This window comes from Streptomyces himastatinicus ATCC 53653 (assembly GCF_000158915.1).
GTDB lineage: Bacteria > Actinomycetota > Actinomycetes > Streptomycetales > Streptomycetaceae > Streptomyces > Streptomyces himastatinicus.
This window is the reverse complement of record NZ_GG657754.1, coordinates 4,742,456-4,768,412: the sequence shown is the minus strand read 5'-3', so window position 1 is coordinate 4,768,412 and position 25,957 is coordinate 4,742,456. Positions and strand designations below refer to the sequence as shown.

The following is a 25,957-nucleotide window of genomic DNA, read 5'->3' as shown; positions in this document are numbered from 1 at the left end:
TTGTCCTGCCAAGGGCATGGCTGGTTGGCTACGTTCTGGGAGGGATAACCGCTGAAAGCATCTAAGCGGGAAGCCTGCTTCGAGATGAGGGCTCCCACCCCCTTGAGGGGTTAAGGCTCCCAGTAGACGACTGGGTTGATAGGCCAGATATGGAAGCCGGGTGACCGGTGGAGTTGACTGGTACTAATAGGCCGAGGGCTTGTCCTCAGTTGCTCGCGTCCACTGTGTTGGTTCTGAAATAACGAACCGTTGCTAACTCTGGTTGGTTTGTTTGTTTCATAGTGTTTCGGTGGTCATTGCGTTAGGGAAACGCCCGGTTACATTTCGAACCCGGAAGCTAAGCCTTTCAGCGCCGATGGTACTGCAGGGGGGACCCTGTGGGAGAGTAGGACGCCGCCGAACAATCTTTAGAAGAGGCCCTGTTGGGAGCTACACGCTCCCAACAGGGCCTTTTCGTCTTTGTAGGCTGCACGGTATGCGCTACGACATGGTCATCTTCGACAACGACGGAGTGCTCGTCGACAGCGAGCCGATCTCCAATCGGCTCCTCGCGGGCTATCTCTCCGAGCTGGGACACCCCACCAGCTACGAGGACTCCCTGCGGGACTACATGGGATCCGCCATGCACCGCATCCACGAGCTGGTCCTGGAGCGCACCGGGCAGCGGCTGCCCGCCGACTTCGACACCACCTTCCACTCCCGCGTCTTCGACGCCTTCCGCCGTGAGCTGGAGCCCGTCGCCGGGATCGCCGCGACGCTGAGCGGTCTGCGGGCGGACGGGATCCCGTACTGCGTCGCCTCCTCCGGAAGCCATGAGCGCATACGGGTCGCCCTGCGGAAGACCGGGCTCTACGAGTTCTTCGGCGAGGACCGCATCTTCAGCTCCGAGGACGTGGGCCGCGGCAAACCCGCCCCCGACCTGTTCCTCCACGCGGCCAAAAGCATGGGCGCGACCCCTGAGCAGTGCGCCGTCGTCGAGGACAGCCCGCTCGGCGTGCAGGCCGCCGTGGCGGCCGGGATGGACGCGTACGGCTACACGGCCATGACCCAGGCCGACCGGCTCCCGGGCGCCCTGGCCCACTTCTCGGACATGGCCGAACTGCGAATACTGCTCAGCTCTACCCACAAGTAGCGTCGGGGGCCTACGCTCCTCGGCCATGACGGATACGCGCCCGGGCCCGCGGCTGCGGCATGGCCGGGCCTCGCTGGCCATCAGCTTCTTCGTCCAGGGCGCGATCTTCGCCCTGCTCGTGACCCGGATACCCGCGCTCCAGGACCGCTACGGGATATCCGACGGGCTGCTGCCCCTCTTCCTCGCCGCCGTGCCCGTTCTGGCCGGGGTGGGCAGCGTCGCCACCGAGCAGCTCGTGAAGCGCGTGCGGCCGGGGCGGGTGCTGCGCGGGGTCCAGCCCGTCGTCTCGCTCGCCCTGCTCGCGGCGGGGTCGGGCACGGCGGTGTGGCAGCTCGCCGTGGCGCTCGCGGTCTTCGGCCTCACCGTCGGTGCGCTCGACGCGTCGATGAACATGCTCGGGGTGAGCCTGCAACGCGCGTACGGGCGCAGCATCATGCTCGGCTTCCACGCCGCGTACAGCCTGGGCGGGATCGCCGGGGCGTCGCTCGCCTGGGCGGGCGCGCACTGGGACCTGCCGCTGGCCGCGCTCTACGCGCCGCTGGTGGCGGTCCTCGTGCCCGTGGCGTTCATCGCGGGCCGCTGGTTCGCCGACGACGAGGGCGGTCCCGGCGGAGAGGGCGACACGAACGAGGCGGGGGCGGTGAACATGAAGCTGCTGCTGCCGCTCTGCCTCGTCATGACCTTCGCCTACATCGGCGACTCCACGGTCTCCAACTGGTCCGCCAAGTATCTGGAGGACGTGCTGCACAGCTCCGATCAGCTGGCGACGGTGCCGTACAACGTCTACATGGTCACCACCCTCCTCGGCCGTACCTTCGGCGACCTCGGGGTGCGGCGCTTCGGCGCGGCCGCCGTCGTCCGGGCCGGGGCGCTGCTCGCGGCGGGCGGGTTCGCCGTGGTCGCGGCGGCGCCCGGGGCCTGGGTGGGGATGCTCGGGTTCACGCTGCTGGGGCTCGGGCTGTGCGTCCTGGTGCCGCAGACGTTCGCCGCCGCAGGGCGGCTCTTCCCCGGAGCGTCGGACGCGGCCATCGCGCGCCTGAACATTTTCAATTACGTGGGCTTTCTGATCGGTTCGCCGCTCGTGGGCGCGCTGGGCGGCGCGTGGAACTACCGCGGGGCGATGCTCGTGCCGATGGCGCTCGTCCTCGTGACGTTGGTCTATGCGAGGTCGTTCACGGCTGTACCGGCCCGATACGGTGACGGGCATGAGCGGCCGCGCACAGTTGATGTGGGATGAGGAAGTAACCGGGTACGACTTCGGTGCCGGGCATCCGATGGACCCGGTCCGTCTCGCGCTGACCATGAGGTTGGTGGAGGCGTTCGGGCTCGACCGGGCGGTCGAGGTGGTGGCCGCCAAGGCGGCCGGCGACTCGACGCTGCGGCTGGTCCACCGCCAGGAGTACATCGAGGCGGTGCGCAGGGCCTCGGCCGATCCGGCGGGAGCGGACGGTTCGTACGGGCTCGGGACCATGGACGATCCGGCGTTCGCCGGAATGCACGAGGCGTCGGCGCTGATCGCCGGGCAGTCGGTGGGCGCGGCGGAGAGCGTCTGGCGCGGTGAGGCGCTGCACGCGGTGAACTTCGCGGGCGGGCTGCACCACGCCATGCCCGGCGGCGCCGCCGGGTTCTGCGTGTACAACGACGCGGCGCTGGCGGTGGCCCGGCTGCTGGAGCTGGGCGCCGAGCGGGTCGCGTACGTGGATGTGGACGTGCACCACGGCGACGGCGTGCAGGCGGCCTTCTGGGACGATCCGCGGGTGCTGACGATCTCGCTGCACGAGCATCCGCGCACCCTCTTCCCGCAGACCGGATGGCCCGAGGAGACGGGCGGCCAGGGCGCCGAGGGCTCGGCGGTGAACGTGGCGCTCCCGGCCGGGACCGGGGACGCGGGCTGGCTGCGGGCCTATCACGCGGTGGTGCCGGAGCTGTTGGCCGCGTTCCGGCCGCAGGTGCTGGTGACCCAGCACGGCGCGGACACCCACATCGAGGATCCCCTCGCGCACCTGGGCGTGACCGTGGACGCGCAGCGTGCGGTGGCGGAGAGCTGCCACCGGCTGGCGCATGAGTACGCGGACGGGCGCTGGGTGGCCCTCGGGGGAGGCGGCTACGCGGTGGTGGAGGTGGTGCCGCGGTCGTGGACGCATCTGGTGGCGATCGCGGCGGGGCGTCCGGTGGCGCCGGAGGCGGAGGTGCCGGAGGAGTGGCGGCACGAGGTGTACCGGCGGACCCGGCTGGAGGCGCCGCGGCGGATGACGGACGGGCGTGAGCCGCGCTGGCAGGACTTCGCCGAGTCCGGCTACGACCCGGCGGACCGCCTGGACCAGGCGATTCTGGCGACCCGGCGGGCCGTCTTCCCCCACCGCGGCCTGCTGCCCTAGCCCTCGGGTGCGGCCCCGACTCGTACGCCAGTGTTAGGCCGACCGTGGGAACTCGGGGCGTTCCCCTTCGGGGGCGGACGGTGATCCAGCAGCATCGGTGGGGTGTTGAGTACCGCCGCGCTGCGTGCGCATCTGCTGGCGGCGCGGCTCGCCGGGCCGGTGGCCACCAGCCGGGAGGAGAGCCTGCGCCGCTATCGGCTCTTCGCCGCCCGCGACCCCCGGGTGCTGCTGGGCCTGGAGCCCGAATACGACTGGTCCTTCTCCGAATTGCTTCGCCTCATGGGGAGTAAATGCGGGGTTTCGGTCAACCCGGCGGATGTCTCCGGTCACGATGTGATCGACCCGGAGCGTACGATCGCCGCGCTCCAGACCTTCGCGGACCGCCTCCGGGCGGCCGCCGAGACCCGGGCGCCGGTGCTCCTGGGCACCGGCCACCCCCACCGTCTCCTGGGTTTCTACGCCGCGTTGGCGGCGGCCCTCTCGGCGGCGGGATGCCGGATCCTCACCCCTGCGGAGGGTAGATGTGTCGACATAACGACTCGGTTTGGCGTACGTACGTACCAGCTCACCTACGTACGGGGAGTCGCGATGGTGCGGGAACCCGGCGCCCGGCCGACCGCGAGTGAGCCGGGCGCCCACAGCCATTCGCCCCTCCCGGTTCGGGTCGCCCTCGCCTGTGCCGCGGAGTCCGGCGGGCCCCTGCCGGGGCTGGTGATCGGGGACCACGGATGGGTCTGCGGGGCAGGTCAACTGGGGTTCGCGGCCATCGGGCTGGGAGACACCGACGACCCCGCGCTGTTCGTCGGGGAGGCCGAGGGACAGGTGTCCGTCGCCGTTCCACTTGATGACGCTGTGCGGTCTGGTTACTACCGGCCGCTTACTCGCTATGTACTCAATCGAGCGTGTCTGTCACAGTAGGCGTGCGATCGCTACTCCTCTTCCCCACTCGCATCACCCGCCCCTAACCTGGGGATGAGCGCGCATGCGAGCAGGAGTCACCGGAGGGGAAGCCGGTGCCCGACATGTGCGGAAGGTTCAGGTGGTGTGTCATGGCTGCTGGCGAACGGCCTCTGAATGAGGTTCAGTTTCTGACCGTGGCGGAAGTCGCCTCGGTGATGCGAGTCTCCAAGATGACCGTGTACCGATTGGTGCACAGCGGTCATCTGCCGGCGATCAGGGTGGGCAGGTCCTTCCGGGTCCCGGAGCAAGCGGTGCATGAGTACCTCCGCGAGTCCTATGTGGGGGTGGAGTCCGCTTAGGCCACTTAGGCCGACGCCCCTCGGATTACGTGGTTCGCCCGGTGGCGGGTAGGCTGGCCCGATGTAGGTCGTGTGGGCTCGGACGCCCCGCACCGAGTGAATCGAAGTGAGCGAGGGTAGTCGTGGGCTCTGTTATCAAGAAGCGGCGCAAGCGGATGGCGAAGAAGAAGCACCGCAAGCTGCTCAAGCGCACGCGCGTCCAGCGTCGTAACAAGAAGTAGGACCAGCGGCGCTGTGTTCGTCCCGCAGCCCTTCCACCCATGGTGGAAGGGCTGCGGTGCGTCCGGCGGGGCCCTCGGCTCAAAACGTCGCACCGCGCGGCGAGTGGTCATCACAGCGCAACATCGAGCGGTTACGGTGTTCCGCACAGCCCAGCTCGGAAAGCTCGGACGAGGGTGGGAAGGAAGGCGCTGATCTTGGGAAAGGTCGTGCTCGTCACCGGAGTCGCCCGCCGGCTGGGGGGCCGATTCGTACGGCGTATACAGCGTGAGCCGGACGTCGACCGGGTCATCGGAGTCGACGCGGTCGCCCCCGAACACCAGCTGGGCGGCGCCGATTTCGTCCGGGCCGACATCCGTCACCCCACGATCGGGAAACTCCTCGCCGAATTCGGCGTCGACACCGTCGTCCACATGGACATCAACGGCACCCCGCTCGGCGCCCGCGGAAATCGCACCTCGGTCAAGGAAACCAACGTCATCGGCACCATGCAGCTGCTCGGTGCCTGCCAGAAGGCGCCGTCGGTCCAGCGGCTGGTGGTGAAGTCCAGCACCAGCGTGTACGGCTCCGCGCCCCGCGACCCCGCCGTCTTCAGCGAGACCACCCCGCCCAAATCGCTGCCGAGCGGTGGCTTCGCCAAGGACACCGTCGAGGTCGAGGGGTACGTACGCGGCTTCGCCCGGCGCCGCCCCGACGTCGCGGTATGCGTGCTGCGCTTCGCCAACATCCTGGGGCCGTGCGCGGACTCCCCGCTCGCCGAGTACTTCGCGCTGCCGGTGCTGCCCACCGTCATCGGCTACGACCCGCGGCTCCAGTTCGTCCATGAGAAGGACGCCCTCGAGGTGCTGCGGATCGCCGCCTCCGAACCGCGCCGCGGCACGCTCAACAGCGGCACGTTCAACATCGCGGGCGACGGGGTGCTGCTGCTCTCCCAGGCCGCCCGCCGCCTCGGCCGCCCCACCCTGCCGCTGCTGCTGCCGACCCTGCGCTGGGCCCGCACCGCGCTGCGGTCCCTCGGCATCACCGACTTCTCGCCCGAGCAGGTCCGGCTGCTCACCCACGGCCGGGTGGTGGCCACGACCCAGATGCGCGAGACGCTGGGATTTGACCCCGGAGAACACCACCGCCGGCGCCTTCGCGGACTATGTGCACAGCCGCGGTCCCGGGCTGCTCCCGCCCGAGACCCTCGCCCGTACCATCGACCGGCTCGGCGCACTGCTGCCCGCCGGAGCCCAGAAATGAGGAGCGCACCACCATGGCGGATGCCAAGGTCATTCCGTTCGGTGAGGAACCCCGGTCCCGGCGGAAGGGGCTGCGCACGGGCCGTTCGAACCGGTCCCAGGGCCCGTTGAAGCCCGTACCGCAGCAGCGCGACGAGGAGCTGGAGCACCACCCCGAGACCTCAGCGGCGGCCGCCCCGCCACCGCCCCCGCACCCGCCGAAGCGGGCGTCCGGCGGCGGTGACTGGGAGCGCAAGCTCGCCCACGGGCTGAGCTTCCTGCGCCGCCGGATCACCGGCGAGTACGAGGTCGACGACTTCGGCTACGACGAGGACCTCACCGACCAGGTGCTGATGTCGATGCTCCGCCCGATGTACGAGAAGTACTTCCGGGTCGAGGTGAAGGGCATCGAGAACATTCCGGAGAGCGGCGGCGCGCTCGTGGTCGCCAACCACTCCGGGGTGCTGCCGCTGGACGGGCTGATGCTCCAGGTCGCGGTGCACGACAACCACCCCGCCCAGCGCCATCTGCGGCTGCTCGCCGCCGATCTGGTCTTCGTGCTGCCGGTCATCAACGAACTCGCGCGCAAGGCCGGTCACACCCTCGCCTGTTCCGAGGACGCCCAGCTGCTGCTGGAGCGCGGCGAGGTCGTCGGGGTGATGCCGGAGGGCTTCAAGGGCATCGGAAAGCCGTTCGCCGACAGGTACAAGCTCCAGCGGTTCGGTCGGGGCGGCTTCGTTTCGACGGCACTGCGCGCCGGGGCGCCGATCGTGCCGTGCTCGATCGTGGGCGCGGAGGAGATCTACCCGATGGTCGGGAACGCGAAGACGCTCGCCCGGCTGCTGGGGATTCCGTACTTCCCGGTCACGCCGACGTTCCCGCTGCTCGGCCCGCTGGGGGCGGTGCCGCTGCCGACGAAGTGGACGATCCAGTTCGGCGAGCCCATCCCGACGGACGGGCATCCGCCGGAGGCCGCGGACGACCCGATGCTGATGTTCAACCTGACGGACCAGGTAAGGGAAACGATCCAGCACACGCTGTACAAGCTATTGGTGCAGCGCCGCTCGGTGTTCTTTTAAGCGATGGCGGTCGGGTCCGGCGGTGCCGGACCCGACCGGCCGATCACCTCGTGTCGTCGCCGTCGAGATCGAGCCCCGGCAGCAGATCGGGCAGCAGCGGCGGGATGGTGATGTCCGGCTGGGACGGCTTGCCGCCGCCCGTGTCGCCCTTGCCCGTGGACGGGCTCGGTGTCGCCGCGCCGGTCGGCGGCTCCAGCAGACCACCGGCGCCACCCACCAGGCCGCCCTGCTCCTCGGGGGCGGCCGACGCCGACGGGTGCGGCTTGGCCGAGGCGTCACCGGGGCGGCTGTGGGTCGGGGTGGCAGGGGAGGATGCCTCCTGGCCGCGCTCCGGCTCCACCGCGCCGGGGCGCGGCGGCAGCTCGCCGCTCGGCTGGCCGGACTGCCCGTGCTGTTCCCGGGAGGTGGGCAGCAGCGAGCGCAGCGGGCCGACCTCATCGTCTATGGCGTCGAAGACCGAGCTGACCTGCTCACCGACGTCCATGAGCTGGACCGGCAGCTGCTCGCGCAACCGGCTCCAGCCGTCGCGGTGCGCCGTGGCGAAGGTGGACAGCTCCCGCATCGGGCCGAGCGAGCCGTCCCGCTTGTACACCCCGCGCAGCAGCCGGTGGCCCTCGGACGCGTCATGGCGCATCCCGGACAGGGCGCGGCGGATCTCGCCGAGCTGGTCGTGGTCGAGGTCGCCGGAGCGGGCCCGCTCCATCAGCCGACGCGCCTCGCTCAGCCGGGTGGACGCCTGGTCCAGATAGATCCGGCCGCGGTCGGCGTCGCCGTCGGCCATCTCCAGCTTCAGGTCCTCCATGCCCCGCTTGAACCCGTAGAGGGTGTCACCCGGGAGCGCGTCGGAGCTGGCCGCGGCGACTCCGCCGAACGCGCCCGCCGCGACTCCCACGGTGAGCCCACCGGCCGCGAGCCCCTTGGACCAGCGGGAGCGGGGCCGGAGTCTGGCCACCGGGGGTTTCGCCCGGTGGGCGCCGTTGCTACGGCGGCGCTGCTCGGGGACGCGGGACGCGCCGTCCGCGAAGGCGGCCTCCATGGCGGCGATCAGCTGGGCCCGCTGGGTGGTTTTGACATCGGCGGACAGCGTCGGCGCCGGCAGCTCGCCGAGCTGCCGCGCCAGGCCCACCAGCCGCTGCTGCTGGCCGGGGCTCTCCGCCGCCGGGCCGGACGGTTCGGCGGCGGCCGCTGGCGCGGCCGCCCCGGTCGTGTCCTGGGACGCCCGGTGCCGGCTCTCCAGAGCCTCCAGGGCCTCCAGCGCCTCGGCGAAGGCGTTCGCCCGCCGGTGCGCCGATACGTTCGCGATCACGGGCGGCACCTCCTCTTCTCGTGACGGTCGACTCCCCAGGACACCTGGAGGTTCCGTGCCATGCGCGCGTCCACTCGATCGAGTGAGGGGACTACGGGCAGGGTACGACCGCGAGGCGCCTGCATCTCCCACAACGAGCGGCGCAGCACAGGGGTTACGCCCTCCCGATGATCGGACCACACGTCGCGCCCGCGCTTCCCGGGGTCAGCGGGCGTCGTCCGGCAGCAGCCGCGCCAGGGTGCGCACGGCCCGGTACTGAAGGGTCTTGATCGCGCCCTCGTTCTTCCCCATGACGCGGGCGGTCTCGGCGACCGAGAGGCCCTGGAGGAAGCGGAGCGTCACGCACTCCTGCTGCTGCGGGTTGAGTTTCCGTACCGCCTGGAGCAGCGCCGCGTTGGAGAGGGACTCCAGGACGGAGTCCTCCGGGCTGCGCTCGACCTCGTTGGCGTCGAGCATCTCGCCGGTGGTGACCTCCAGCCGGAAGCGGCTGGACTTGAAGTGGTCGGCGACGAGGTTGCGGGCGATCGTCACCAGCCAGGCGCCGAAGTCGCGGCCCTGCCAGGTGAAGGTCCCGATGCGGCGCAGGGCGCGCAGGAACGTCTCACTGGTGAGGTCCTCGGCCGTGGCCCGGCCGCCGACCCGGTAGTAGATATAGCGGTACACCGTGTCGGCGTACTGGTCGTAGAGCCGGCCGAAGGCCTCGGCCTCGCCCGCCTGGGCGCGCTCCACGAGGTCCATCATCCGGCGGCTGTCGCTGTCGGTGCCTGGCCGCCGGGCGGTGGAGGTGGAGCCGCGGGAACGTCTGCCGACCGCCGCTCCGCCGTCCGTGAGCGCATAGCAGGGACCGGCGGTGCCGGACCGGCTGGCCGTGCCCTCGGAAGGACCGGCGGGACCGGCCGCACCGGCGGGCACGGGCGAGGCGAGGGCGAGGGCGGGGACGGCATACGCGGTGGGGACGAAGCCGCGCAGACAGTCGAGGACCGTTGCGCGCAGCGTAGCCAGGCCCGAGGCGTCAACCCCGACGTGTGGGTACACGGGACTCCCAGAGGCAGAGCTTCCATCACGTGCAGTACGGGACCGTTCACCCGCCGTAGGGACGCGTGGGTACCGGTTTGCGTCTTAGGAGAATAACGCTTCGTATAGGCGGCGCTACACCCAGTTGCTCAAATCATCGTTTCCGTCTGCTTCGTTATGGGTTAATGACGGATCAAGTATCGAATGCAGTATGGGAGTTGATCGAAAAGCTTCGCTGGTTGTGCGCTGGTATGGCGTGTTGTGACAAACCGGCGGTAAGGGGACTGGCGAGGGCGCTATGGGGCACCAAACGCGGATTGTCTGAAACGGGACGGACGCGGTCGTCCGATGACCGTCCGTATCGCTGCCCATGCCGTCACGCAGCGCGACGATCGGTCAAGGGCGGGCATGCCCGGTCACCCTCGTACGGCGACGGTGGGTCACGGTGATGGGGGTGCCTCCCGGGGCAGGAGGTGCCCCTGGGACGAACGGGGCCTAGCGCCTGCGGCGGTGGAGGGCCACGGCGGCCGCCGTGCCGCCCGCCACCGCGCCCACCCCGGCCGCGGCCGGGATGCCGATGCGGGCCGCCTTGCGGCCGGTGCGGTAGTCGCGCAGCCGCCAGCCGCGTTCGCGGGCGTGCTTGCGCAGCCCGCTGTCGGGGTTCACGGCGTAGGGGTGGCCGACGATCGACAGCATCGGGATGTCGTTGGAGGAGTCGCTGTACGCGGCGCAGCGGTTCAGGTCGAGCCCCTCGGCCGCCGCCAGCGCGCGTACGGCCTCCGCCTTCGCGGGGCCGTGCAGCGGTTCGCCGACCAGTTTGCCGGTGTAGACGCCGCCGACGGACTCGGCCACCGTCCCCAGTGCCCCGGTCAGTCCCAGCCGCCGGGCGATGATCGTGGCGGTTTCGACGGGGGCCGCGGTCACCAGCCACACCCGCTGCCCGGCGTCCAGATGGGCTTGGGCGAGGGCGCGGGTGCCGGGCCAGATGCGGTCGGCCATGTACTCGTCGTAGATCTCCTCGCCGATCGACATCAGCTCGGCGACCCGGTGGCCCTTGACGATCGACAGCGCGCTGCTGCGCACGTCCTCCATGTGGGCCGGGTCCTCGACACCGGCCATCCGGAACCACGTCTGCTGCCAGGCGAAGCGGGCCAGCTCGCGTTTGCGGAAGAAATGCCGCTTGTAGAGCCCGCGGCCGAAGTGGAAGAGCGCGGCGCCCTGCATGACCGTGTTGTCCAGGTCGAAGAAGGCGGCGGCCTGCTCGTCCCCGACGACGGGGAACTCCGGCTCGGCGGCGGTCTGTGGCGGGGCAGTCTCGGCCGACGACTTGCGCGCCGCCTCGGCCGATGCCTCTCCGGCGAGGACACTCCGCTCCGTGGCGGGCTGTCGACGTCGGGTGAACCATCCCAGTGCGGCCATGGAGCGAGCATAGCCACGCCCTCGGAGCTTCCCGTTACGCCCCGGTGTCGAGCGGATTCAGGTTACGCGAAAGGGAGGCGGGTGAGGGCGGGCGTCAGCCGCCGAGGGCGGTGCGCAGTCGCTTGGGATCGACCCGCCAGAAGTCGTGCTGGGCGCCGTCGACCAGGACAACCGGAATCTGCTCCCAGTACTTCCGGTACAGCTCCTCGTCCTGGGTGATGTCCTTCTTCTCCCAGGGGGTGCCCAGCTCGCCGCAGACCTTCTCGATCACGGCCTCGGCGTCCTCGCAGAGGTGACAGTCGGGCTTGCCGATCAGGGTCACCGTGCGCTCGCTGGGCTTCTTGCGGGGGCTACGGCGCAACAGCGGACTCATCCCTCCATGATGCCCGGCCCCTGCCGGGGCGAGGCCACGAGTTCGGCTGTGGGGCCCGGGGCGGTTTACCATCGTGGGCGATTTGTTGCTGTCCGGGGGTAAAACGGTGAGGAGTGAGGGCCCGTGCTCCCCTCGGCGTCTCCGCGGTGCGTGCGCGTCCATGGGGAACGGTGCGACGCTGGTGGTGGTTCCGTGGCCAGGTCGAAAGGGTGCGTGACACCGGTCACTTTGCTCGGACAAAGCGGACACCATCTTTGTGCACGCGTTCACAAAGACATAGCCTGCTGTCGATGGGGCGGCGTCACGCCAGCCGGCCGCCCGCAGCCCCGCTCTACCCGCAGGAGCACCGTGGCAACTGGCCGAACTCACCGACCGGCGACCCGAAGCCGAGGAATCCCCGAGGCCACCGTCGCCCGGCTACCGCTGTATCTGCGCGCCCTGACCGCGCTCTCCGAGCGCTCGGTGCCCACGGTGTCCTCCGAGGAACTCGCGACCGCCGCCGGGGTCAATTCGGCCAAGCTGCGCAAGGACTTCTCGTACCTCGGCTCGTACGGCACCCGGGGTGTCGGCTACGACGTGGAGTACCTCGTCTACCAGATCTCGCGGGAGCTCGGCCTCACCCAGGACTGGCCGGTCGTGATCGTCGGTATCGGTAATCTCGGCGCCGCGCTCGCCAACTACGGCGGCTTCGCCTCCCGTGGCTTCCGGGTCGCCGCGCTGATCGACGCCGATCCGGCGATGGCCGGGAAGCCGGTCGCGGGCATCGCGGTGCAGCACACCGACGAGCTCGAGAAGATCATCGACGACAACGGGGTCTCGATCGGCGTCATCGCCACCCCGGCCGGTGCCGCCCAGCAGGTCTGTGACCGCCTCGTGGCGGCCGGGATCACCTCGATCCTCAACTTCGCGCCCACCGTGCTGTCCGTTCCGGAGGGTGTGGACGTCCGTAAGGTCGACCTCTCCATCGAGCTCCAGATCCTCGCCTTCCACGAGCAGCGCAAGGCGGGCGAGGAGGCCACCCCTCCCGAGCGGGAGACGGCCGGAACCGGCGAGCCGGGTGTCGCGACGACGCCCAAGCCGTCCTCCGCCGCCTCGCACCGCCCGGCCGCCGGCGGGTCCGGCGGCACCGGTGGCCACAGTGTCGACGGCAATCGGCAGGGACCTGACGGGGATGTGCCCGCCGTGATGCCGGCATGAGTCTCCTCGTCGTCGGAATGAGTCACCGCAGCGCGCCCGTGAGCGTGCTGGAGCGCGCTGCCCTGGTGGGGGACGAGCAGGCGAAGCTGTTGCAGGACACGCTCGCCGCCGAGCCCGCCACCGAGGCCGCGGTGCTGGCCACCTGCAACCGGATCGAGCTGTACGCCGATGTGGACAAGTTCCACGCCGGAGTGGCCGAACTGTCCACCCTGATCGCCCAGCACACCGGTGTCGGCCTGGACGAGCTGACTCCGTATCTCTACGTCCACTACGAGGACCGGGCCGTCCACCACCTCTTCTCGGTGGCCTGCGGGCTGGACTCGATGGTCGTCGGAGAGGGCCAGATCCTCGGCCAGATCAAGGACGCGCTCGCGCTCGGGCAGGAGCTGCACACCGCGGGCCGGATGCTGAACGACCTCTTCCAGCAGGCGCTGCGGGTCGGCAAGCGGGCACACAGCGAGACCGGGATCGACAAGGCCGGGCAGTCGCTGGTGACCTTCGGCCTGGAGCAGCTGGCCGGGGCCGAGTCGGTGCCGGACTGGGCGGCCGGGAAGCGTGCCCTGGTGATCGGCGCCGGGTCGATGTCCTCGCTGGCCGCGACGACCCTCGCGCGGGCCGGTGTGGCAGAACTGGTGATCGCCAACAGGACGTTGGAGCGGGCCCTGCGGCTCGCCGAGTCCCTCGCGGGCCAGCACACCGGGCTGGGCGCCGCCGTCGCCGTCGCTGACCTCGCGGCCGACGCCGCGCGCGAGGCCGCCCCGGACCAGCGGCCCGGCCTGATCGCCCGCGCCGTGCCGCGCGACCGGGTCGCGGGCGAGCTGCCGCACGCCGACATCGTCGTCTCCTGTACGGGCGCGACCGGCCTGGTGCTGACCGAGGACGATCTGCGCACCGCCCTCACCCAGCGGGCGGGCTGCCCCACCGGCGGGCACGCCGCCACCGTCTCGCTGCTGGACCTGGCGATGCCGCGTGACATAGACGCGGCGGCGCACCGGATCGAGCGGCTGCGGCTGGTCGACATCGAGTCCCTCGCCGAGGCGGCCGCCACCCCTGACGACGACACGGGGTCGTCCGCGGTCGCGCTGGCCGCCGACGTCGACAAGGTCCGCGGAATCGTCTCCGCCGAGGTGTCCGCCTTCGGGGCGGCCCAGCGCGCCGCGCACATCACGCCGACCGTGGTCGCGCTGCGTACCATGGCGGCAGATGTCGTCGCGAGTGAGATCGCCCGGCTCGACGGACGCCTGCCCGATCTGGACGACAAGCAGCGCTCGGAGATCACCCAGACCGTGCGCCGGGTCGTCGACAAGCTGCTGCACGCGCCCACCGTGCGGGTCAAGGAGCTGGCGAGCACTCCGGGCGGCGCGGGTTACGCGGACGCGCTGCGCGAGCTCTTCGACCTCGACCCCCAGGCGGTTGCCGCCGTCAGCCGGGCCGACAGCAACGGCCCCACGGCCGCCGCCGAACCGAACGACCCGAAGGGAGGCCGGGCATGACCACCGCCCCCGCCACCCCGCTGCGGCTGGGGACCCGCCGCAGTGCGCTCGCCATGGCCCAGTCCGGCCTGATAGCCGACGCGGTGCGCGAGCTGACCGGCCGCCCCGTCGAGCTGGTCGAGATCACGACGTACGGGGACGTCTCGCGCGAGCAGCTCGCGCAGATCGGCGGCACCGGCGTCTTCGTCTCGGCGCTGCGCGAGGCGCTGCTGAGCGGCGAGATCGACTTCGCCGTCCACTCGCTGAAGGACCTGCCGACCGCCGAGCCGGAGGGCCTGACCCTGGCCGCGATCCCGCGGCGCGAGGACCCGCGCGACGCGCTCATCGCGCGCGACGGCCTCACCTTCGAACAGCTGCCGCCCGGCGCCCGGATAGGCACCGGTTCGCCGCGCCGTGCCGCGCAGCTCAACGCGTGGGCGCGGTCGGTCGGGCTCGATGTCGAGACCGTGCCGATCCGCGGCAACGTCGGCACCCGGATCGGCTACGTCCGCTCCGGTGAACTGGACGCCGTGGTGCTCGCCGCCGCCGGGCTGAGCCGCCTCGGGCGGATCGGCGAGGCGACCGAGATCCTCGACGCCGACCATGTTTTGCCCGCCCCCGGCCAGGGGGCTCTGGCAGTCGAATGTGCCGCGGACGACGCGGAGTTGACTGCCCTGCTCGCCGGACTCGACGACCCGCACACGCGGGCCGCCGTGACCGCCGAGCGTTCCCTGCTCGCCGCCCTGGAGGCCGGCTGCAGCGCACCTGTGGGGGCGCTGGCCGACCTGTTGGGCGACGGTCAGGTTGTCACCGAAATGCGCCTGCGCGGCGTCGTCGGCACGACCGACGGCACGACGCTGGTGCAGCTGTCCACCACCGGTCCCGTACCCGCGTCGCCCGATCAGGCCGCGGACCTCGGTCGCGAACTCGCCGCCGAGATGCTCGCCAAGGGTGCGGCCGGTCTTATGGGGGAGCGAGCACTTTGAACCCCAATGCCCCTAACCACCCCGGCTGCGGGCACGTCACCTTTCTCGGTGCCGGCCCCGGAGATCCGGGCCTACTGACGCTGCGGGCCGTGGAGGCCCTAGCGGCCGCGGACGTGCTGATCGCCGACCCGCATGTGCTCGACGTGGTACGTACGCACGTCAGGCCGGGCGTGGCCGCGGAAGCTCAGGGCACGCCAGGGCAGACGGGCCCTGATGCGTCGTCAGGCACCGCCGAGGTCCCGGTATTGCGGGACAGCACCAATCTTGTCATGGCGGCCGCGCGCGGCGGCAAGCGGGTCGTCCGCGCGGTAGCGGGCGACCCTGGCCTGGACGGATACGCCGCCGACGAGATGCTGGCGTGCGCCGCCGAGGGCATCGTCTTCGAGGTGGTCCCCGGTGTCGCGTCCGCGGTGGGCGTGCCCGCCTACGCGGGGGTGCCGCTGCGGGACTCCCAGGGCGCCGATGTGCGCTTCGTGGACGCCCGTACCGCCGACGAGCGCTGCTGGAGCGAGGTCGGCTCGTCCGACTCGACGGCCGTCGTCTCCGCCACCCTGGAGACGGTCGCGGCCGCCGCGGGCGAGCTGGTGTCCGCGGGCCGCAAGCCGGACACCCCGCTGACGGTCACCGTCGCCGGTACCACCACCCGTCAGCGCACCTGGACGGCGACGCTCGGCACCATCGCGCAGGTGCTGAAGTCGGCGAAGGTGCTGCCGTCGCCGCAGGGCTCGCAGCCCGTGATAGCGGTCGTCGGCGAGAGCGGCGCGGCCGAGCGGCGCGATCAGCTGTCCTGGTTCGAGTCCAAGCCGCTGTTCGGCTGGAAGGTCCTGGTGCCGCGCACCAAGGAGCAGGCCGCCTCGCTGTCGGACCAGCTGCGTTCGTACGGTGCGGTGCCCAGCGAGGTGCCGACGATCGCCGTCGAGCCGCCGCGCACCCCGCAGCAGATGGAGCGGGCGGTCAAGGGCCTGGTCACCGGGCGCTACGAGTGGATCGCCTTCACCTCGGTCAACGCCGTCAAGGCGGTGCGCGAGAAGTTCGAGGAGTACGGGCTCGACGCCCGCGCGTTCGCCGGGATCAAGGTCGCGGCGGTGGGCGAGCAGACCGCCAAGTCGCTGATCGACTTCGGTGTGAAGCCGGATCTGGTGCCCAGCGGTGAGCAGTCCGCTGCCGGGCTGCTGGAGGACTGGCCGCCGTACGACCCGGTCTTCGACCCGATCGACCGGGTGTTCCTGCCGCGCGCCGACATCGCCACCGAGACCCTGGTCGCCGGGCTGATCGAACTGGGCTGGGAGGTCGACGACGTCACCGCGTACCGCACGGTGCGCGCCTCGCCGCCGCCGGCCGAGACCCGTGAGGCCATCAAGGGCGGCGGGTTCGACGCGGTGCTCTTCACCTCGTCGTCCACGGTGCGGAACCTCGTCGGCATCGCGGGCAAGCCGCACAATGTCACTGTCATCGCCTGTATCGGCCCGGCCACCGCGAAGACCGCGGAGGAGCACGGCCTGCGGGTGGACGTGCTGTCGCCCGAGCCCTCGGTGCTGAAGCTGGCCGAGGCGCTCGCGGACTTCGGCGCGGCGCGGCGCCAGGCCGCGGTCGAGGCCGGGGACCCGGTCACGCGCCCGAGCGAGCGACGGCCCGGATCGCGAAGGAGGGCACGCTCTTGAGCACGCGGTACGGCAACTTCCCCGGGGCCCGTCCCCGTCGGTTGCGTACGACACCGGCGATGCGGCGCATGGTCGCCGAGACCCGGCTGCACCCGGCCGAGCTGATCCTGCCCGCGTTCGTGCGGGAGGACATCAGCGAGCCGGTTCCGCTCCAGTCGATGCCGGGCGTCCTCCAGCACACCCGGGACACCCTGCGGAAGGCCGCGGCCGAGGCGGTCGCGGCGGGTATCGGCGGGATCATGCTGTTCGGGGTGCCGGAGGAGTCCAAGAAGGACGCGATCGGCACCCCCGGCACCGACCCGGACGGGATTCTCCAGGTTGCCATCCGGGACGTGCGCGCCGAGGTCGGCGACGACCTCGTGATCATGTCGGACCTGTGCCTGGACGAGCACACCGACCACGGCCACTGCGGCGTCCTGGACGCCGAGGGCCGGATCGACAACGACGCCACCCTGGAGCGCTACGCCGAGATGGCCCGCGTCCAGGCCGACGCGGGCGCCCACACGGTCGGCCCGAGCGGCATGATGGACGGCCAGGTCGGCGTCATCCGCGAGGCCCTCGACGGCGCCGGGTACCAGGACGTGTCGATCCTCGCGTACACCGTCAAGTACGCCTCCGCCTTCTTCGGCCCCTTCCGCGAGGCGGTCGGCTCGTCCCTCCAGGGCGACCGCAAGACGTACCAGCAGGACCCGCCCAACGCCCGCGAGTCCCTGCGCGAGCTGGAGCTGGACCTGTCCGAGGGCGCCGACATGGTCATGGTCAAGCCCGCCCTCCCGTACCTGGACATCCTGCGCCAGATCGCGGACGCGGTGGACGTGCCGGTGGCCGCGTACCAGATCTCCGGCGAGTACGCGATGGTCGAAGCGGCCGCCGCGAACGGCTGGATCGACCGCGACCGCGCGATCATGGAGACCCTGACCTCCATCCGCCGCGCGGGCGCGGGGATGATCCTCACCTACTGGGCAACGGAAGCCGCCCAGCGGCTGAACCGCGGGGAGTAGTTCCGCTCTCCATGCCGACAGCGGGCCGGGTGCGCACCTTGCGCCTCCGGCCCGGCTGCGTTTCGTCCGAGTGACATGCTGGGAGTCGCGTCGGCGAGGGGAGTGGGCTCATGCGGTGGACCGTCCATGGTGAGCGGCAGATCTACAGCAACCCGTGGGTGAACCTGTGGCTCGTGGACGTCCAGCAGCCGGATGGCCATCGCTGGGAACACCATGTGGTGCGGATGCGGCACCTGGCCGTCGCCGCCGTGGTGGATGAGCAGAAGCGGGTGCTGATGATGTGGCGGCACCGGTTCGTCACCGACGCCTGGGGTTGGGAACTGCCCATGGGCCTCATCGAGCCCGACGAAACCCCGGAGCAGGCCGCCGCACGCGAGGTCGAGGAGGAGACGGGCTGGCGGGTGGAGGCGGTGAAGCCACTGGTGTACGCCCAGCCCGCGAACGGCATCACCGACTCCGAACACCACGTCTTCCGCGCCGACGGCGCGACGTACGTCGGCCCGCCGACCGAGCAGAACGAATCGGACCGCATCGAGTGGATCCCGCTCTCGGAGATCCGCGGAATGATCGACCGCCGCGAGATCGTCAGCAGCGGCAGCCTGGTCGGTCTGCTGTACCTGCTCCTGGACGAGGCCACCAAGGTCACCGGCTAACACAGTGCCTCTCGCATGCGCTGCTCGAACCTGATCACGGGCGTCTCGCGGGCGTATGGAGCGAGACGGCGGCGAAACTCCTGGAGGTGCCCAGCGACTCGTGGCGAGTCGATGGCCGCCGTCAGGTCGAGCGCGAGGGTGGCACTGAGGCAGGCTGCGTCGAGTTTTCCCTGCTGGAACTGGGCTGTGGCGAGCCAGTAGGCGTGGAGAGCTCGACCACGCTGACGCCCGGCCGCCTGTCGGCGCAGGGCCTCGGTGATCAGCGGTTCGGCGCGCGGTGCCTCGCCGAGGCGGGCATAGGCGATGCCGGTGTCGACGATGAGCTTGGTCTCGTCGAAGTAGCGGACCCACGACGGGGCCTCGTCCTCTCGACCCCGTGCCAACTCGTACGCATCGCGGGAGCGGTCGATGGCCTGGTGGCACGAGGAGGAGTCGCCCAGGGTGGCATGGGCGAACGCTTCGCGCATGTGGAGCATGGACATCACCAGCGGCTGGTCACCGGCCGCCCGCGCAGTGTCCTGCGCCTTGCAGGCGAGGGCGATGGCGTCCACCGCGTTGCCTTCATAGGTGGCCTGCAAACTCATGCAGGAGAGCACGTTGGCCATGAAAAGGCGATCGTTCTGCTCGTGGGAGAGGCCGAGGGCCTGGGCGAAGTAGATGCGCGCGGTGCTGTACTGGCGGGCGTCGAAGTATGCCCACCCCGCGAGGCGTGCCAGTTCGGCGGCGAGGGACTGCAGGTCGCGCTGGAGCGTGTCGTGGGCGGTACGCATCATCTGGATGACATATGTGAGGTGGCCCACGATGGCGGGGCGAAGCGATGCGCCGCCGTGCTGGTCGTCACGACGCCAGTAGTCCTCCACCGAGGAGTGCAGCGCCGTCAGGGTGGAGCGGGTGACCCGCCCGTCAGCCAGGGCCAGGAGGTCTTCAAGATTGTCGCTGGGAGCAGGTCCGGAGGGCGCCGGCGTCGGGGCAGGCTCTGGCTCTCGTCGCGGGGCCCGTTCCCGTACATGGTCCGATGAGGGGATCTCCCAGGGCCGATGGGCGAGGCCGAGCATCGCACCGGGGATACGCAGCCCGTCGGCGACTCGCTCGATGACGTCGATGTGCGCCAGCGCGCGGCGCCCGGTCATGATTTCGCCAACTCTGCTGGGCGTCATGCCGCAGAGTGCGGCGATGCGTGAGGGATAGATCCCTGCTTTGAGCTTGACCAACCGGAAGATGCGGGCGAAGTCGCGGCTCCGGCAGGCATCCTGCCACTCGTGGCTGGCCAGCAACGCGGGCGGAAGCCTGTGGTGAGGCTGCGGTCCGGGCACTCGTGCCCCTCTTCCTCGCCCCATGACAGTGGGCGGTCTGGGCAGTGAACCGTCGGCGATTTTACCCACGTTGGGTAATCACGATGACCTGTTTCCGTAGTCGCCGATCGGATGAGCTTGCCCCCTTGGAACCACCCGCGACGAGGGGACGCGATGCTCCCGATGACCACCCCCAATCCACAGCAGCCCGCCACGCGGCAATGGAAAATGCAGTTCACGTCCACACCCAGATGCGTCCGCCTTGCCCGAAGCCAGGTCGGCAAAACGCTTCGCAACTGGGGCTACGGAGAGGAAGACATCGACCGGGTGGTCCTTGTCTGCAGCGAGTTGGCCACCAACGCCGTGCAGCACGGCCACAAGCGTGGGCACCTCTTCGAAGTGCGCCTGACCCACGAGGACACCAGTTGTCTCGTGGAGGTCTCCGATGCGGCCAGCGGTCGTCTGCCCCATCGTACGGAGGCCACCGAGGACGACGAGCATGGTCGTGGCCTCCAACTTGTCGCAGTCCTGGCCAAGGAGACCGGTCATCACCCTCGCAGCCCGATCGGCAAGACCGTCTGGGCACGCCTTGCCCTCACTTGGGGTGAAGAAGCCGGGCAAGACTGAGAAGCCGGTGGCCCCCGTCGCTACGGTGGGGGCCACTGTTGCGAAGGCATTGTCGGGGAGGACGGTTGTGGCAGAGGCTCCGCCGAATAAGAACCCCGGGTGCTTGGCTGTGATCCTCACCAGCCGCCGGGAAATCATCCTGCAACTCCGGGACGAGAAGCCCGAGATCCACTGGCCAGGGCACTGGTCCCTCCCCGGAGGGGGACGGGAGCCGGGCGAGACGCCGATGGACACCATCCTCCGCGAAATCAAGGAAGAGACCGGCATCACGCCGGACTCGATCGAGGAGGCCGCGGTGACCCCGTACGACCCCCTCAAGGCTCCGCCGCACGTGTTCCTGGGGACCTGGGACGGCGAGGAGAGCGGACTCGTTCTGGGCGAAGGCCAAGCGCTACGGCTGGTCCCTCTGGATCAGCTGCCCGAGAGGATGCCGCCCCACATCCGGCACTACATCCTTCAGCTCACTGCGGTGAACAGCGTGTGACCACCGATGCGCAGTGGCGCGATGCCGAGCTGATCTGGGACTACCACCGCATGGGGCACGAGGCGCGCCCCTGCTCGGTGGCGATCTGCCTCGGCAGCCATGATCTGGGGGCAGCGGCGTTCGCGGCCAGGCAATTCCACGCCGGTCTGTTTCCCCTGCTGGTGTTCAGCGGCGGCAGCAGTCCGACGACCGCTGGCCTCTACCCTCGCGGCGAAGCCGTGCATTTCCGCGAGCACGCGCTTGACCTGGGCGTACCCGCTGACGCCATCCTGCTTGAGCCCAAGGCCGGGAACACCGGGCAGAACATCGCGTTCTCACGTGAGGTACTGCGTGAGGCAGGCGCCGACGTCGAGTCCGTGATGCTGATCGCCATGCCGTACATGGAGCGGCGCGCGTACGCGACGTGCCGCAAGGCGTGGCCCGAGGTCGAGGTCGTGTGCGCTTCCGACCCGTTGGACCTCGCTGATTACGTCAAGAGCATCGGCAACGAGAAGTTGGTCATCGACACGATGGTCGGTGATATGCAGCGAGTGATCGAGTACCCGAAGTCGGGCTTCGCCATCGCGCAGGAAGTGCCGGACGATGTACGGGCGGCCTACGAACGTCTCCGGCGCTCGGGATTCGACAGCCGACTCATCGCGCTTGAGTGAATGCGGGCGCGGCTCAGGCGCGGTGTACGCGCCCGAGCCGCACCCACAGGAGCAGATCAGCCCTCGTCGCGGCGCTGTGGGGCGAGCTTTGCCCAGGCGGCGAAGGCTGTTGCCACCGTCAGGAGGCCCAGGCCGATCCAGAGGTTGATGCGGATGCCGTCGGCCTTGGCCAGTTCGGCGGGGCCGTCCGTCACGCCCAGTACGGTGAGGACGGCGCCGTACAGGCCGAGGAGTCCGGCGATGAGCCAGCGGACGTCGAAGGTCTTTCCCGGGGTCATGGGGTTCTCTCCGTTCATACGGCGACGACGAGCCAGACGCTCAGGGCTGCCGTGAGGGCCAGGATGATGCAGCCGAGGACCGGCGGGGACTTCCACCAGGGCTGGCGTACGGAGGCTTCGTGGGCGTCGGGGGAGTCGGGGTCGGGGAGGCCCCAGACGAGGCCGCGGAGTTCGGATTCCGGCTTGGGCTTGGTGATGAAGGTGACCGCGATCGTGACGACGGCGTCCACGACGAAGGCGAAGAGGGCGCCGTAGAAGTTGGCCATCTGGGCGTTGATGGTGTCGTGCGGGCCGACTTCGCCGCCGGGGTAGAACCAGCCGATGTGGTAGGCGGAGAGGTGGGCGACGGCGGCCGCGGCCGTGCCGGAGAGCATGCCCCAGAAGCCCGCCCACGGGGTGACCCGCTTCCAGAACATCGCCAGCAGGAAGGTCGCGAACAGCGGCGAGTTGAAGAAGGAGAAGAGGAGCTGGATGTAGTTCTGGATGTTGTTGTACTCGGAGGCGACGAACGCCGCGGCGACGCTCACCGCGATGCCCGCGACCGTGGCGTAGCGCCCGGCGGTGAGGTAGTAGCGGTCGTCGCGGTCGCGCACCACGTACGGCTTCCAGATGTCGTACGTGAACACGGTGTTGAAGCCGGAGATGTTGGCGGCCATGCCCGCCATGAAGGCGGCGAGCAGGCCGGTGAGGGCGATGCCGAGGACTCCGGTCGGCAGGAAGCGCTGCATCATCTCGGGGATGACGTCGTTGTACGTGGGCCCGCCGGGCTGGCCCAGCTTGGGGATGATGACCAGGGCGATCATGCCGGGGACCACGGTGAACAGCGGCAGCGCCATCTTGGGGAAGGCCGCGATGAGCGGGGTGCGGCGGGCGGAGTTGAGGTCCTTGGCGGCGAGTGAGCGCTGCACCTCGGCGAAGTTGGTGGTCCAGTAGCCGAAGGCGAGGACGAAGCCCTCGCCCATGGCGAGGCCGATCCAGTCGCCGAGCGGATTGGTCCAGTGGCCGGGGGCGGTGCCCTGCCAGGTGTGCAGCAGGGTGGGGTCCTGGACGGCGTCCTTCAGGCCGCCGAAGCCGCCGACGGTGTGCAGCCCGATGACGACGATGGGGATCAGCCCGGCGAGGATGACGAAGAACTGGAGCACCTCGCCGTAGATGGCGCCCGCCAGCCCGCCCAGGGTGATGTACGCGAGGACGAAGACCGCGGACAGCGCGATGGACAGCCACAGCGGCCAGCCGATCAGCAGTTTGACGATCAGCGCGAGCGCGAAGAGGTTGACGCCCGCGAGCAGCATCTGCGCGATGGCGAAGACGACGCTGTTGAGCAGGTGGGTCTGGTTGTTGAAGCGGCGGCGCAGGTATTCGGAGACGCTGTGCACCCGCGTCGAGTAGTAGAACGGCATCATCACGACGCCGAGGAAGACCATCGCGGGGATCGCGCCGAGCCAGTAGAAGTGCACCGCGGCGGCCCCGTACTGGGCGCCGTTGGCCGCGCCGCCGATGATCTCCAGGGCGCCGAGGTTGGCGGATATGAAGGCGAGTCCGGTGATCCAGGCGGGCATGGAGCGCCCGGCGAGGAAGAAGTCGCCGGTGGTGCGGACGGCGCGCTTGGTGTAGAGGCCGATGGCGATGATCGCGCCGAAGTAGACGGCGAGCAGGAACCAGTCGACGGCCCCGAGGCTCAGGGTGCCGGTCATGTCCCTGTCTCCCCCGAGTCGGCGATGACGAGGTCGGCGGCGTCGCGGCCGGGGGCGACGCGGCGGGCGTTGGCCTCGTCGGAGGTGAGGACCCAGCGTTCCGCCTCGGCGGGCTCCTTGCCGAACCGCTCATGGCGGTCGATCAGCCGCCGTACCCGCTCCTCGGTGTCCAGCTCGACCCACCAGGTCTCGTCCAGCAGTTCGCGCACCGGGCGCCAGGGCGCGTCGTCCAGCAGCAGGTAGTTGCCCTCGGTGATGACGAGCGGGACGTCCGGGGCGACCGGGATGGAGCCCGCGATGGGCTGCTCCAGCTCGCGTTCAAAGCCCGGCGCGTACACAGGCTCGCCGGGGCGCGGCTCCTTCAGGCGCCGCAGCAGCGCGGTGTAGCCGTACGGGTCGAAGGTCTCCGGGGCGCCCTTGCGGCCCAGCAGACCGAGGCGGCGCAGCTCGACGTCGGCGAGGTGGAAGCCGTCCATCGGGACCAGGACCGCGCGGTCGGGGCCGAGCGCGCCGACCAGGTACTCGGCGAGGGTGGTCTTGCCAGCCCCGGGCGGTCCGGCGATGCCGAGCAGCCGGCGGTGGCCGGAGTCGGCCAGGCGCCGGGCGCGGTCGAGGAGTTGCTGGGGAGTCATGGCGGGCTGCTTTCGGTGCGTGCGGTGCGTGCGGTGCGTGCGGTGCTTTCGGGGAGTCCGGTGGGTGCGGGCGTCAGGCCGCGGTGCGGGCGTGTGCGGCCTTGATCTGGGCGGCCATGTACGAGCGGGCGTGGGCGGCGAGGTCCGGTCCTTCGGACCACAGGTTCCGCCAGACGGCGAGGTCGTGGGAGAGGCCGGGGGCGACGACGGCGGAGGAGAAGCTCTCGAAGGTGATCGGGCCCTGGTAGCCGATGTCGGCGAGGGCGTGGAAGAAGGCGGGGAAGTCGATGGTGCCGGAGCCGAGGTAGCCGCGGTGGGATTCGCCGATGTGGACGTAGCCGAGCCGGTCGCCGCAGGCGCGGACGGGGCGGGAGAAGTCCTGCTCCTCGATGTTCATGTGGTACGTGTCCAGGTGGACCAGGACGTTGTCGGCACCGATCTCGTCGATCAGGTCCAGGCACTGGCGGGCGGTGTTGACGACGTTGGTCTCGTACCGGTTGACCACCTCCAGGCCGAGCGTCACCCCGAGGCCGTCCGCCTCGGCGGCCAGCCGTCGCAGCGCCCGGACGGCGTGCTCGCGCCCCCGGGCGGTGGCGGGACGGCCGTACTTGCCGAGCGCGCTGTAGAGCACCCCGCCGAAGTAGTCGCCGCCGAGGTCGTGGGTGATGCGCAGGGCCTGGCGCAGCAGCGCCTCGCCGCGGGCGGCGGTGTCCGGGTCGTCGGAGGAGACGTCGGAGTCGAAGGAGAGGCCGCGGGAGCAGGCGACGCGCAGGCCGTGGTCGGCGAGGACCTGGCGGGTGTCCTTCACGTCCACCAGCTCCGGGTCGTGGAGGGAGATCTCGACCAGGTCGTATCCGGCCTCGCGGCTGCGGGCCGCGGCGGTCCGGGCGCCTTCGGGCGTCCAGTCGCCGGTCCACACCAGGGCGTGCACTCCGAGGTCGTTCATCGAGGTCCCTCCGCGTCGTTGCGTGCGTGATGCCTGCCTGATGTTACGCATCTTTTGCGTGAGGGCAATACATAAGTGTGCTTGGGTTCGGTCGTAAAGGGCGGTACGGTGTGGGCGGTACCGAACAGAGCGTGAACATGGAGGACAGGGCCCAGTGGCGGAGGCGGTCTCAGCAGGTCAGGCGCATCCGACGGGCCCAGGGGCGGTGCTGGCGCTCATCCGCGGCGGCCGGGCCACCACCCGGGCCCAGCTCATGGCCGCGACCGGACTGTCCCGCTCCACCATGGCCACGCGGCTGGAGGCGCTGGGCGAGGCCGGTTATCTGGAGGTGTCCGGCGCGGCCGACTCCACCGGTGGCCGTCCCGCGGGCTCCTTCCGGCTGCGCCGCGACGCCGGGGTGCTGCTCCTCGCCGACATCGGCGGCAGCCATGTGCACACCGCGCTCGCCGACATGGGCTGCGACGTGCTCGTCTCGCACCGCCGCGACCTCAGCGTGGCCGAGGGCCCGGAGGTGGTGCTCGGGCAGGTCGCCGACGACTTCCGGCGGCTGCTGAAGGAGGCGGGCGAACCGGCGGACCGGGTGCGCGGCATCGGCATCGGGGTGCCCGGCCCGGTGGAGGCGGGCACCGGACGCGTCGTCAGCCCGCCCATCATGACCGGCTGGGACGGCTACACCGTGCCGGACTTCTTCCGCGGCGGCTACGACTGCCCGGTCCTCGCCGACAAGGACACCAACCTGATGGCCCTCGGCGAACACCGGGTCAACTGGCCCGACCGCCGCCATCTGCTCTTCGTCAAAGCGGGCACCGGCATCGGCTCCGGCCTCGTCCTCGGCGGCGCGCTCCACCACGGTTCCCAGGGCGCCGCGGGCGACATCGGCCACATCCCCGCCCCCGGCCTCGACGAGACCTCCCCCGACGCCCCCGTCTGCCGCTGCGGCAACTCCGGCTGCCTGGGAGGCCCTGGCCGGTGGCTGGGCCCTGGT

25 protein-coding genes, 1 rRNA gene and 2 pseudogenes are annotated in these 25,957 nt (G+C 70.5%); 19 read left to right on the top strand and 9 right to left on the bottom strand.

Annotation, left to right across the window (positions count from 1 at the left end; all coding sequences use genetic code 11):
- Window positions 1-285: 285 nt before the first annotated feature.
- The 9 genes and pseudogenes from rrf (at window position 286) to SSOG_RS19865 (ending at window position 7,287) form a co-directional block, all read left to right on the top strand.
- Window positions 286-402 (top strand): 5S ribosomal RNA (rrf, locus tag SSOG_RS19900).
- 73 nt (window positions 403-475) lie between these two features.
- Entirely contained in the window at window positions 476-1,132 is a 657-nt protein-coding gene (locus tag SSOG_RS19895) for an HAD family hydrolase (protein ID WP_009716043.1), read from the top strand.
- Between the two features lie 25 nt (window positions 1,133-1,157).
- Complete coding sequence (locus SSOG_RS19890) at window positions 1,158-2,369, top strand: MFS transporter (RefSeq protein WP_009716042.1); 1,212 nt, start codon at window positions 1,158-1,160, stop codon at window positions 2,367-2,369.
- Window positions 2,338-3,510, top strand: a complete 1,173-nt coding sequence (locus SSOG_RS19885; protein ID WP_039938133.1) for an acetoin utilization protein AcuC — start codon at window positions 2,338-2,340, stop codon at window positions 3,508-3,510. Before SSOG_RS19890 ends, SSOG_RS19885 begins: the two co-directional genes overlap by 32 nt.
- Window positions 3,511-3,612: 102 nt before the next feature.
- Window positions 3,613-4,428: a phosphatase gene (locus tag SSOG_RS19880; RefSeq protein ID WP_009716040.1), complete on the top strand. Its 816-nt coding sequence runs from the start codon at window positions 3,613-3,615 to the stop codon at window positions 4,426-4,428.
- A gap of 131 nt (window positions 4,429-4,559) precedes the next feature.
- Window positions 4,560-4,769, top strand: coding sequence for a helix-turn-helix domain-containing protein (locus SSOG_RS19875; RefSeq protein ID WP_014053989.1), 210 nt, complete (start codon window positions 4,560-4,562; stop codon window positions 4,767-4,769).
- A 122-nt stretch (window positions 4,770-4,891) separates the two neighbouring features.
- Window positions 4,892-4,990, top strand: a complete 99-nt coding sequence (locus SSOG_RS48610) for a 30S ribosomal protein bS22 (RefSeq protein ID WP_003948845.1) — start codon at window positions 4,892-4,894, stop codon at window positions 4,988-4,990.
- A gap of 195 nt (window positions 4,991-5,185) precedes the next feature.
- Window positions 5,186-6,230: pseudogene (locus SSOG_RS19870) on the top strand (NAD-dependent epimerase/dehydratase family protein).
- Window positions 6,231-6,243: 13 nt separating this feature from the next.
- On the top strand, window positions 6,244-7,287 hold the full coding sequence (locus SSOG_RS19865; protein ID WP_009716037.1) for a lysophospholipid acyltransferase family protein: 1,044 nt from the start codon (window positions 6,244-6,246) through the stop codon (window positions 7,285-7,287).
- A 43-nt stretch (window positions 7,288-7,330) separates the two neighbouring features.
- Here SSOG_RS19865 and SSOG_RS19860 read toward each other — a convergent pair whose 3' ends face one another.
- The 4 genes from SSOG_RS19860 to SSOG_RS19845 form a co-directional block, all read right to left on the bottom strand.
- Complete coding sequence (locus tag SSOG_RS19860) at window positions 7,331-8,593, bottom strand: DUF5667 domain-containing protein (protein ID WP_039938132.1); 1,263 nt, start codon at window positions 8,591-8,593, stop codon at window positions 7,331-7,333.
- A gap of 204 nt (window positions 8,594-8,797) precedes the next feature.
- Entirely contained in the window at window positions 8,798-9,628 is an 831-nt protein-coding gene (locus tag SSOG_RS19855; protein WP_009716035.1) for an ECF subfamily RNA polymerase sigma factor, BldN family, read from the bottom strand.
- Between the two features lie 474 nt (window positions 9,629-10,102).
- Window positions 10,103-11,026, bottom strand: a complete 924-nt coding sequence (locus SSOG_RS19850) for an HAD family hydrolase (protein WP_009716034.1) — start codon at window positions 11,024-11,026, stop codon at window positions 10,103-10,105.
- Between the two features lie 94 nt (window positions 11,027-11,120).
- On the bottom strand, window positions 11,121-11,399 hold the full coding sequence (locus SSOG_RS19845; protein ID WP_009716033.1) for a glutaredoxin family protein: 279 nt from the start codon (window positions 11,397-11,399) through the stop codon (window positions 11,121-11,123).
- Between the two features lie 348 nt (window positions 11,400-11,747).
- Here SSOG_RS19845 and SSOG_RS19840 point away from each other — a divergent pair, with 348 nt between their 5' ends.
- The 6 genes from SSOG_RS19840 to SSOG_RS19815 all read left to right on the top strand — a co-directional run bounded on the left by SSOG_RS19840 (window position 11,748) and on the right by SSOG_RS19815 (window position 18,369).
- Window positions 11,748-12,596: a redox-sensing transcriptional repressor Rex gene (locus tag SSOG_RS19840; RefSeq protein ID WP_039938130.1), complete on the top strand. Its 849-nt coding sequence runs from the start codon at window positions 11,748-11,750 to the stop codon at window positions 12,594-12,596.
- Entirely contained in the window at window positions 12,593-14,089 is a 1,497-nt protein-coding gene (locus tag SSOG_RS19835) for a glutamyl-tRNA reductase (RefSeq protein WP_009716031.1), read from the top strand. The genes SSOG_RS19840 and SSOG_RS19835 overlap by 4 nt, the downstream gene beginning before the upstream one ends.
- The gene (gene hemC, locus SSOG_RS19830) at window positions 14,086-15,054 is read left to right on the top strand and encodes a hydroxymethylbilane synthase (RefSeq protein ID WP_009716030.1); all 969 of its coding nucleotides are present in this window, start codon (window positions 14,086-14,088) and stop codon (window positions 15,052-15,054) included. Before SSOG_RS19835 ends, hemC begins: the two co-directional genes overlap by 4 nt.
- Window positions 15,051-16,715: a bifunctional uroporphyrinogen-III C-methyltransferase/uroporphyrinogen-III synthase gene (locus SSOG_RS19825; protein WP_009716029.1), complete on the top strand. Its 1,665-nt coding sequence runs from the start codon at window positions 15,051-15,053 to the stop codon at window positions 16,713-16,715. The genes hemC and SSOG_RS19825 overlap by 4 nt, the downstream gene beginning before the upstream one ends.
- Window positions 16,712-17,716, top strand: coding sequence for a porphobilinogen synthase (gene hemB, locus SSOG_RS19820; protein WP_009716028.1), 1,005 nt, complete (start codon window positions 16,712-16,714; stop codon window positions 17,714-17,716). The genes SSOG_RS19825 and hemB overlap by 4 nt, the downstream gene beginning before the upstream one ends.
- Before the next feature lie 110 nt (window positions 17,717-17,826).
- The gene (locus SSOG_RS19815; RefSeq protein WP_009716027.1) at window positions 17,827-18,369 is read left to right on the top strand and encodes an NUDIX hydrolase; all 543 of its coding nucleotides are present in this window, start codon (window positions 17,827-17,829) and stop codon (window positions 18,367-18,369) included.
- Here SSOG_RS19815 and SSOG_RS51130 read toward each other — a convergent pair.
- The gene (locus SSOG_RS51130; RefSeq protein WP_039938125.1) at window positions 18,366-19,682 is read right to left on the bottom strand and encodes an NsdA family TPR-like regulatory protein; all 1,317 of its coding nucleotides are present in this window, start codon (window positions 19,680-19,682) and stop codon (window positions 18,366-18,368) included. The genes SSOG_RS19815 and SSOG_RS51130 overlap by 4 nt on opposite strands.
- 162 nt (window positions 19,683-19,844) lie before the next feature.
- Between SSOG_RS51130 and SSOG_RS19805 the strand changes: the two genes are divergently transcribed.
- From SSOG_RS19805 to SSOG_RS19795, 3 genes are all read left to right on the top strand, one after another.
- Complete coding sequence (locus SSOG_RS19805; protein ID WP_245606331.1) at window positions 19,845-20,288, top strand: ATP-binding protein; 444 nt, start codon at window positions 19,845-19,847, stop codon at window positions 20,286-20,288.
- Between the two features lie 109 nt (window positions 20,289-20,397).
- Window positions 20,398-20,772: an NUDIX domain-containing protein gene (locus SSOG_RS53715; protein ID WP_245606618.1), complete on the top strand. Its 375-nt coding sequence runs from the start codon at window positions 20,398-20,400 to the stop codon at window positions 20,770-20,772.
- Complete coding sequence (locus tag SSOG_RS19795; protein WP_009716023.1) at window positions 20,769-21,422, top strand: YdcF family protein; 654 nt, start codon at window positions 20,769-20,771, stop codon at window positions 21,420-21,422. The genes SSOG_RS53715 and SSOG_RS19795 overlap by 4 nt, the downstream gene beginning before the upstream one ends.
- A gap of 56 nt (window positions 21,423-21,478) precedes the next feature.
- On the opposite strand, the gene SSOG_RS19790 is transcribed toward SSOG_RS19795, so the two are convergent.
- From SSOG_RS19790 to SSOG_RS19775, 4 genes and pseudogenes are all read right to left on the bottom strand, one after another.
- On the bottom strand, window positions 21,479-21,700 hold the full coding sequence (locus tag SSOG_RS19790; RefSeq protein WP_039938123.1) for a hypothetical protein: 222 nt from the start codon (window positions 21,698-21,700) through the stop codon (window positions 21,479-21,481).
- 14 nt (window positions 21,701-21,714) lie between these two features.
- Window positions 21,715-23,394 (bottom strand): sodium:solute symporter family protein, encoded by a 1,680-nt coding sequence (locus SSOG_RS19785; protein ID WP_009716021.1) that lies wholly within the window; start codon window positions 23,392-23,394, stop codon window positions 21,715-21,717.
- Window positions 23,391-24,032, bottom strand: a pseudogene (locus SSOG_RS19780) (nucleoside/nucleotide kinase family protein); the annotation flags it as partial. The gene SSOG_RS19785 and the pseudogene SSOG_RS19780, both read right to left, overlap by 4 nt.
- Window positions 24,033-24,099: 67 nt before the next feature.
- Complete coding sequence (locus SSOG_RS19775; RefSeq protein ID WP_009716019.1) at window positions 24,100-24,972, bottom strand: sugar phosphate isomerase/epimerase family protein; 873 nt, start codon at window positions 24,970-24,972, stop codon at window positions 24,100-24,102.
- Between the two features lie 154 nt (window positions 24,973-25,126).
- On the opposite strand from SSOG_RS19775, the gene SSOG_RS19770 reads away from it, so the two are divergent.
- Window positions 25,127-25,957 (top strand): ROK family transcriptional regulator (locus SSOG_RS19770; protein ID WP_009716018.1); only part of this gene is annotated, 831 nt, incomplete at its 3' end.

Excerpts from the sequence above, each read along its gene's own strand:
- SSOG_RS19865 (WP_009716037.1), top strand. The coding sequence starts at position 6,244 with ATGGCGGATGCCAAGGTCATTCCGTTCGGTGAGGAACCCCGGTCCCGG.
- SSOG_RS19835 (WP_009716031.1), top strand. The coding sequence starts at position 12,593 with ATGAGTCTCCTCGTCGTCGGAATGAGTCACCGCAGCGCGCCCGTGAGC.
- SSOG_RS19890 (WP_009716042.1), top strand. The coding sequence starts at position 1,158 with ATGACGGATACGCGCCCGGGCCCGCGGCTGCGGCATGGCCGGGCCTCG.
- SSOG_RS19885 (WP_039938133.1), top strand. The coding sequence starts at position 2,338 with ATGAGCGGCCGCGCACAGTTGATGTGGGATGAGGAAGTAACCGGGTAC.
- SSOG_RS19850 (WP_009716034.1), bottom strand. The coding sequence starts at position 11,026 with ATGGCCGCACTGGGATGGTTCACCCGACGTCGACAGCCCGCCACGGAG.
- hemC (WP_009716030.1), top strand. The coding sequence starts at position 14,086 with ATGACCACCGCCCCCGCCACCCCGCTGCGGCTGGGGACCCGCCGCAGT.
- SSOG_RS19875 (WP_014053989.1), top strand. The coding sequence starts at position 4,560 with ATGGCTGCTGGCGAACGGCCTCTGAATGAGGTTCAGTTTCTGACCGTG.
- SSOG_RS19785 (WP_009716021.1), bottom strand. The coding sequence starts at position 23,394 with ATGACCGGCACCCTGAGCCTCGGGGCCGTCGACTGGTTCCTGCTCGCC.
- SSOG_RS19845 (WP_009716033.1), bottom strand. The coding sequence starts at position 11,399 with ATGAGTCCGCTGTTGCGCCGTAGCCCCCGCAAGAAGCCCAGCGAGCGC.
- SSOG_RS19790 (WP_039938123.1), bottom strand. The coding sequence starts at position 21,700 with ATGACCCCGGGAAAGACCTTCGACGTCCGCTGGCTCATCGCCGGACTC.
- SSOG_RS19815 (WP_009716027.1), top strand. The coding sequence starts at position 17,827 with ATGCGGTGGACCGTCCATGGTGAGCGGCAGATCTACAGCAACCCGTGG.
- SSOG_RS19775 (WP_009716019.1), bottom strand. The coding sequence starts at position 24,972 with ATGAACGACCTCGGAGTGCACGCCCTGGTGTGGACCGGCGACTGGACG.
- SSOG_RS19805 (WP_245606331.1), top strand. The coding sequence starts at position 19,845 with ATGACCACCCCCAATCCACAGCAGCCCGCCACGCGGCAATGGAAAATG.
- SSOG_RS19895 (WP_009716043.1), top strand. The coding sequence starts at position 476 with ATGCGCTACGACATGGTCATCTTCGACAACGACGGAGTGCTCGTCGAC.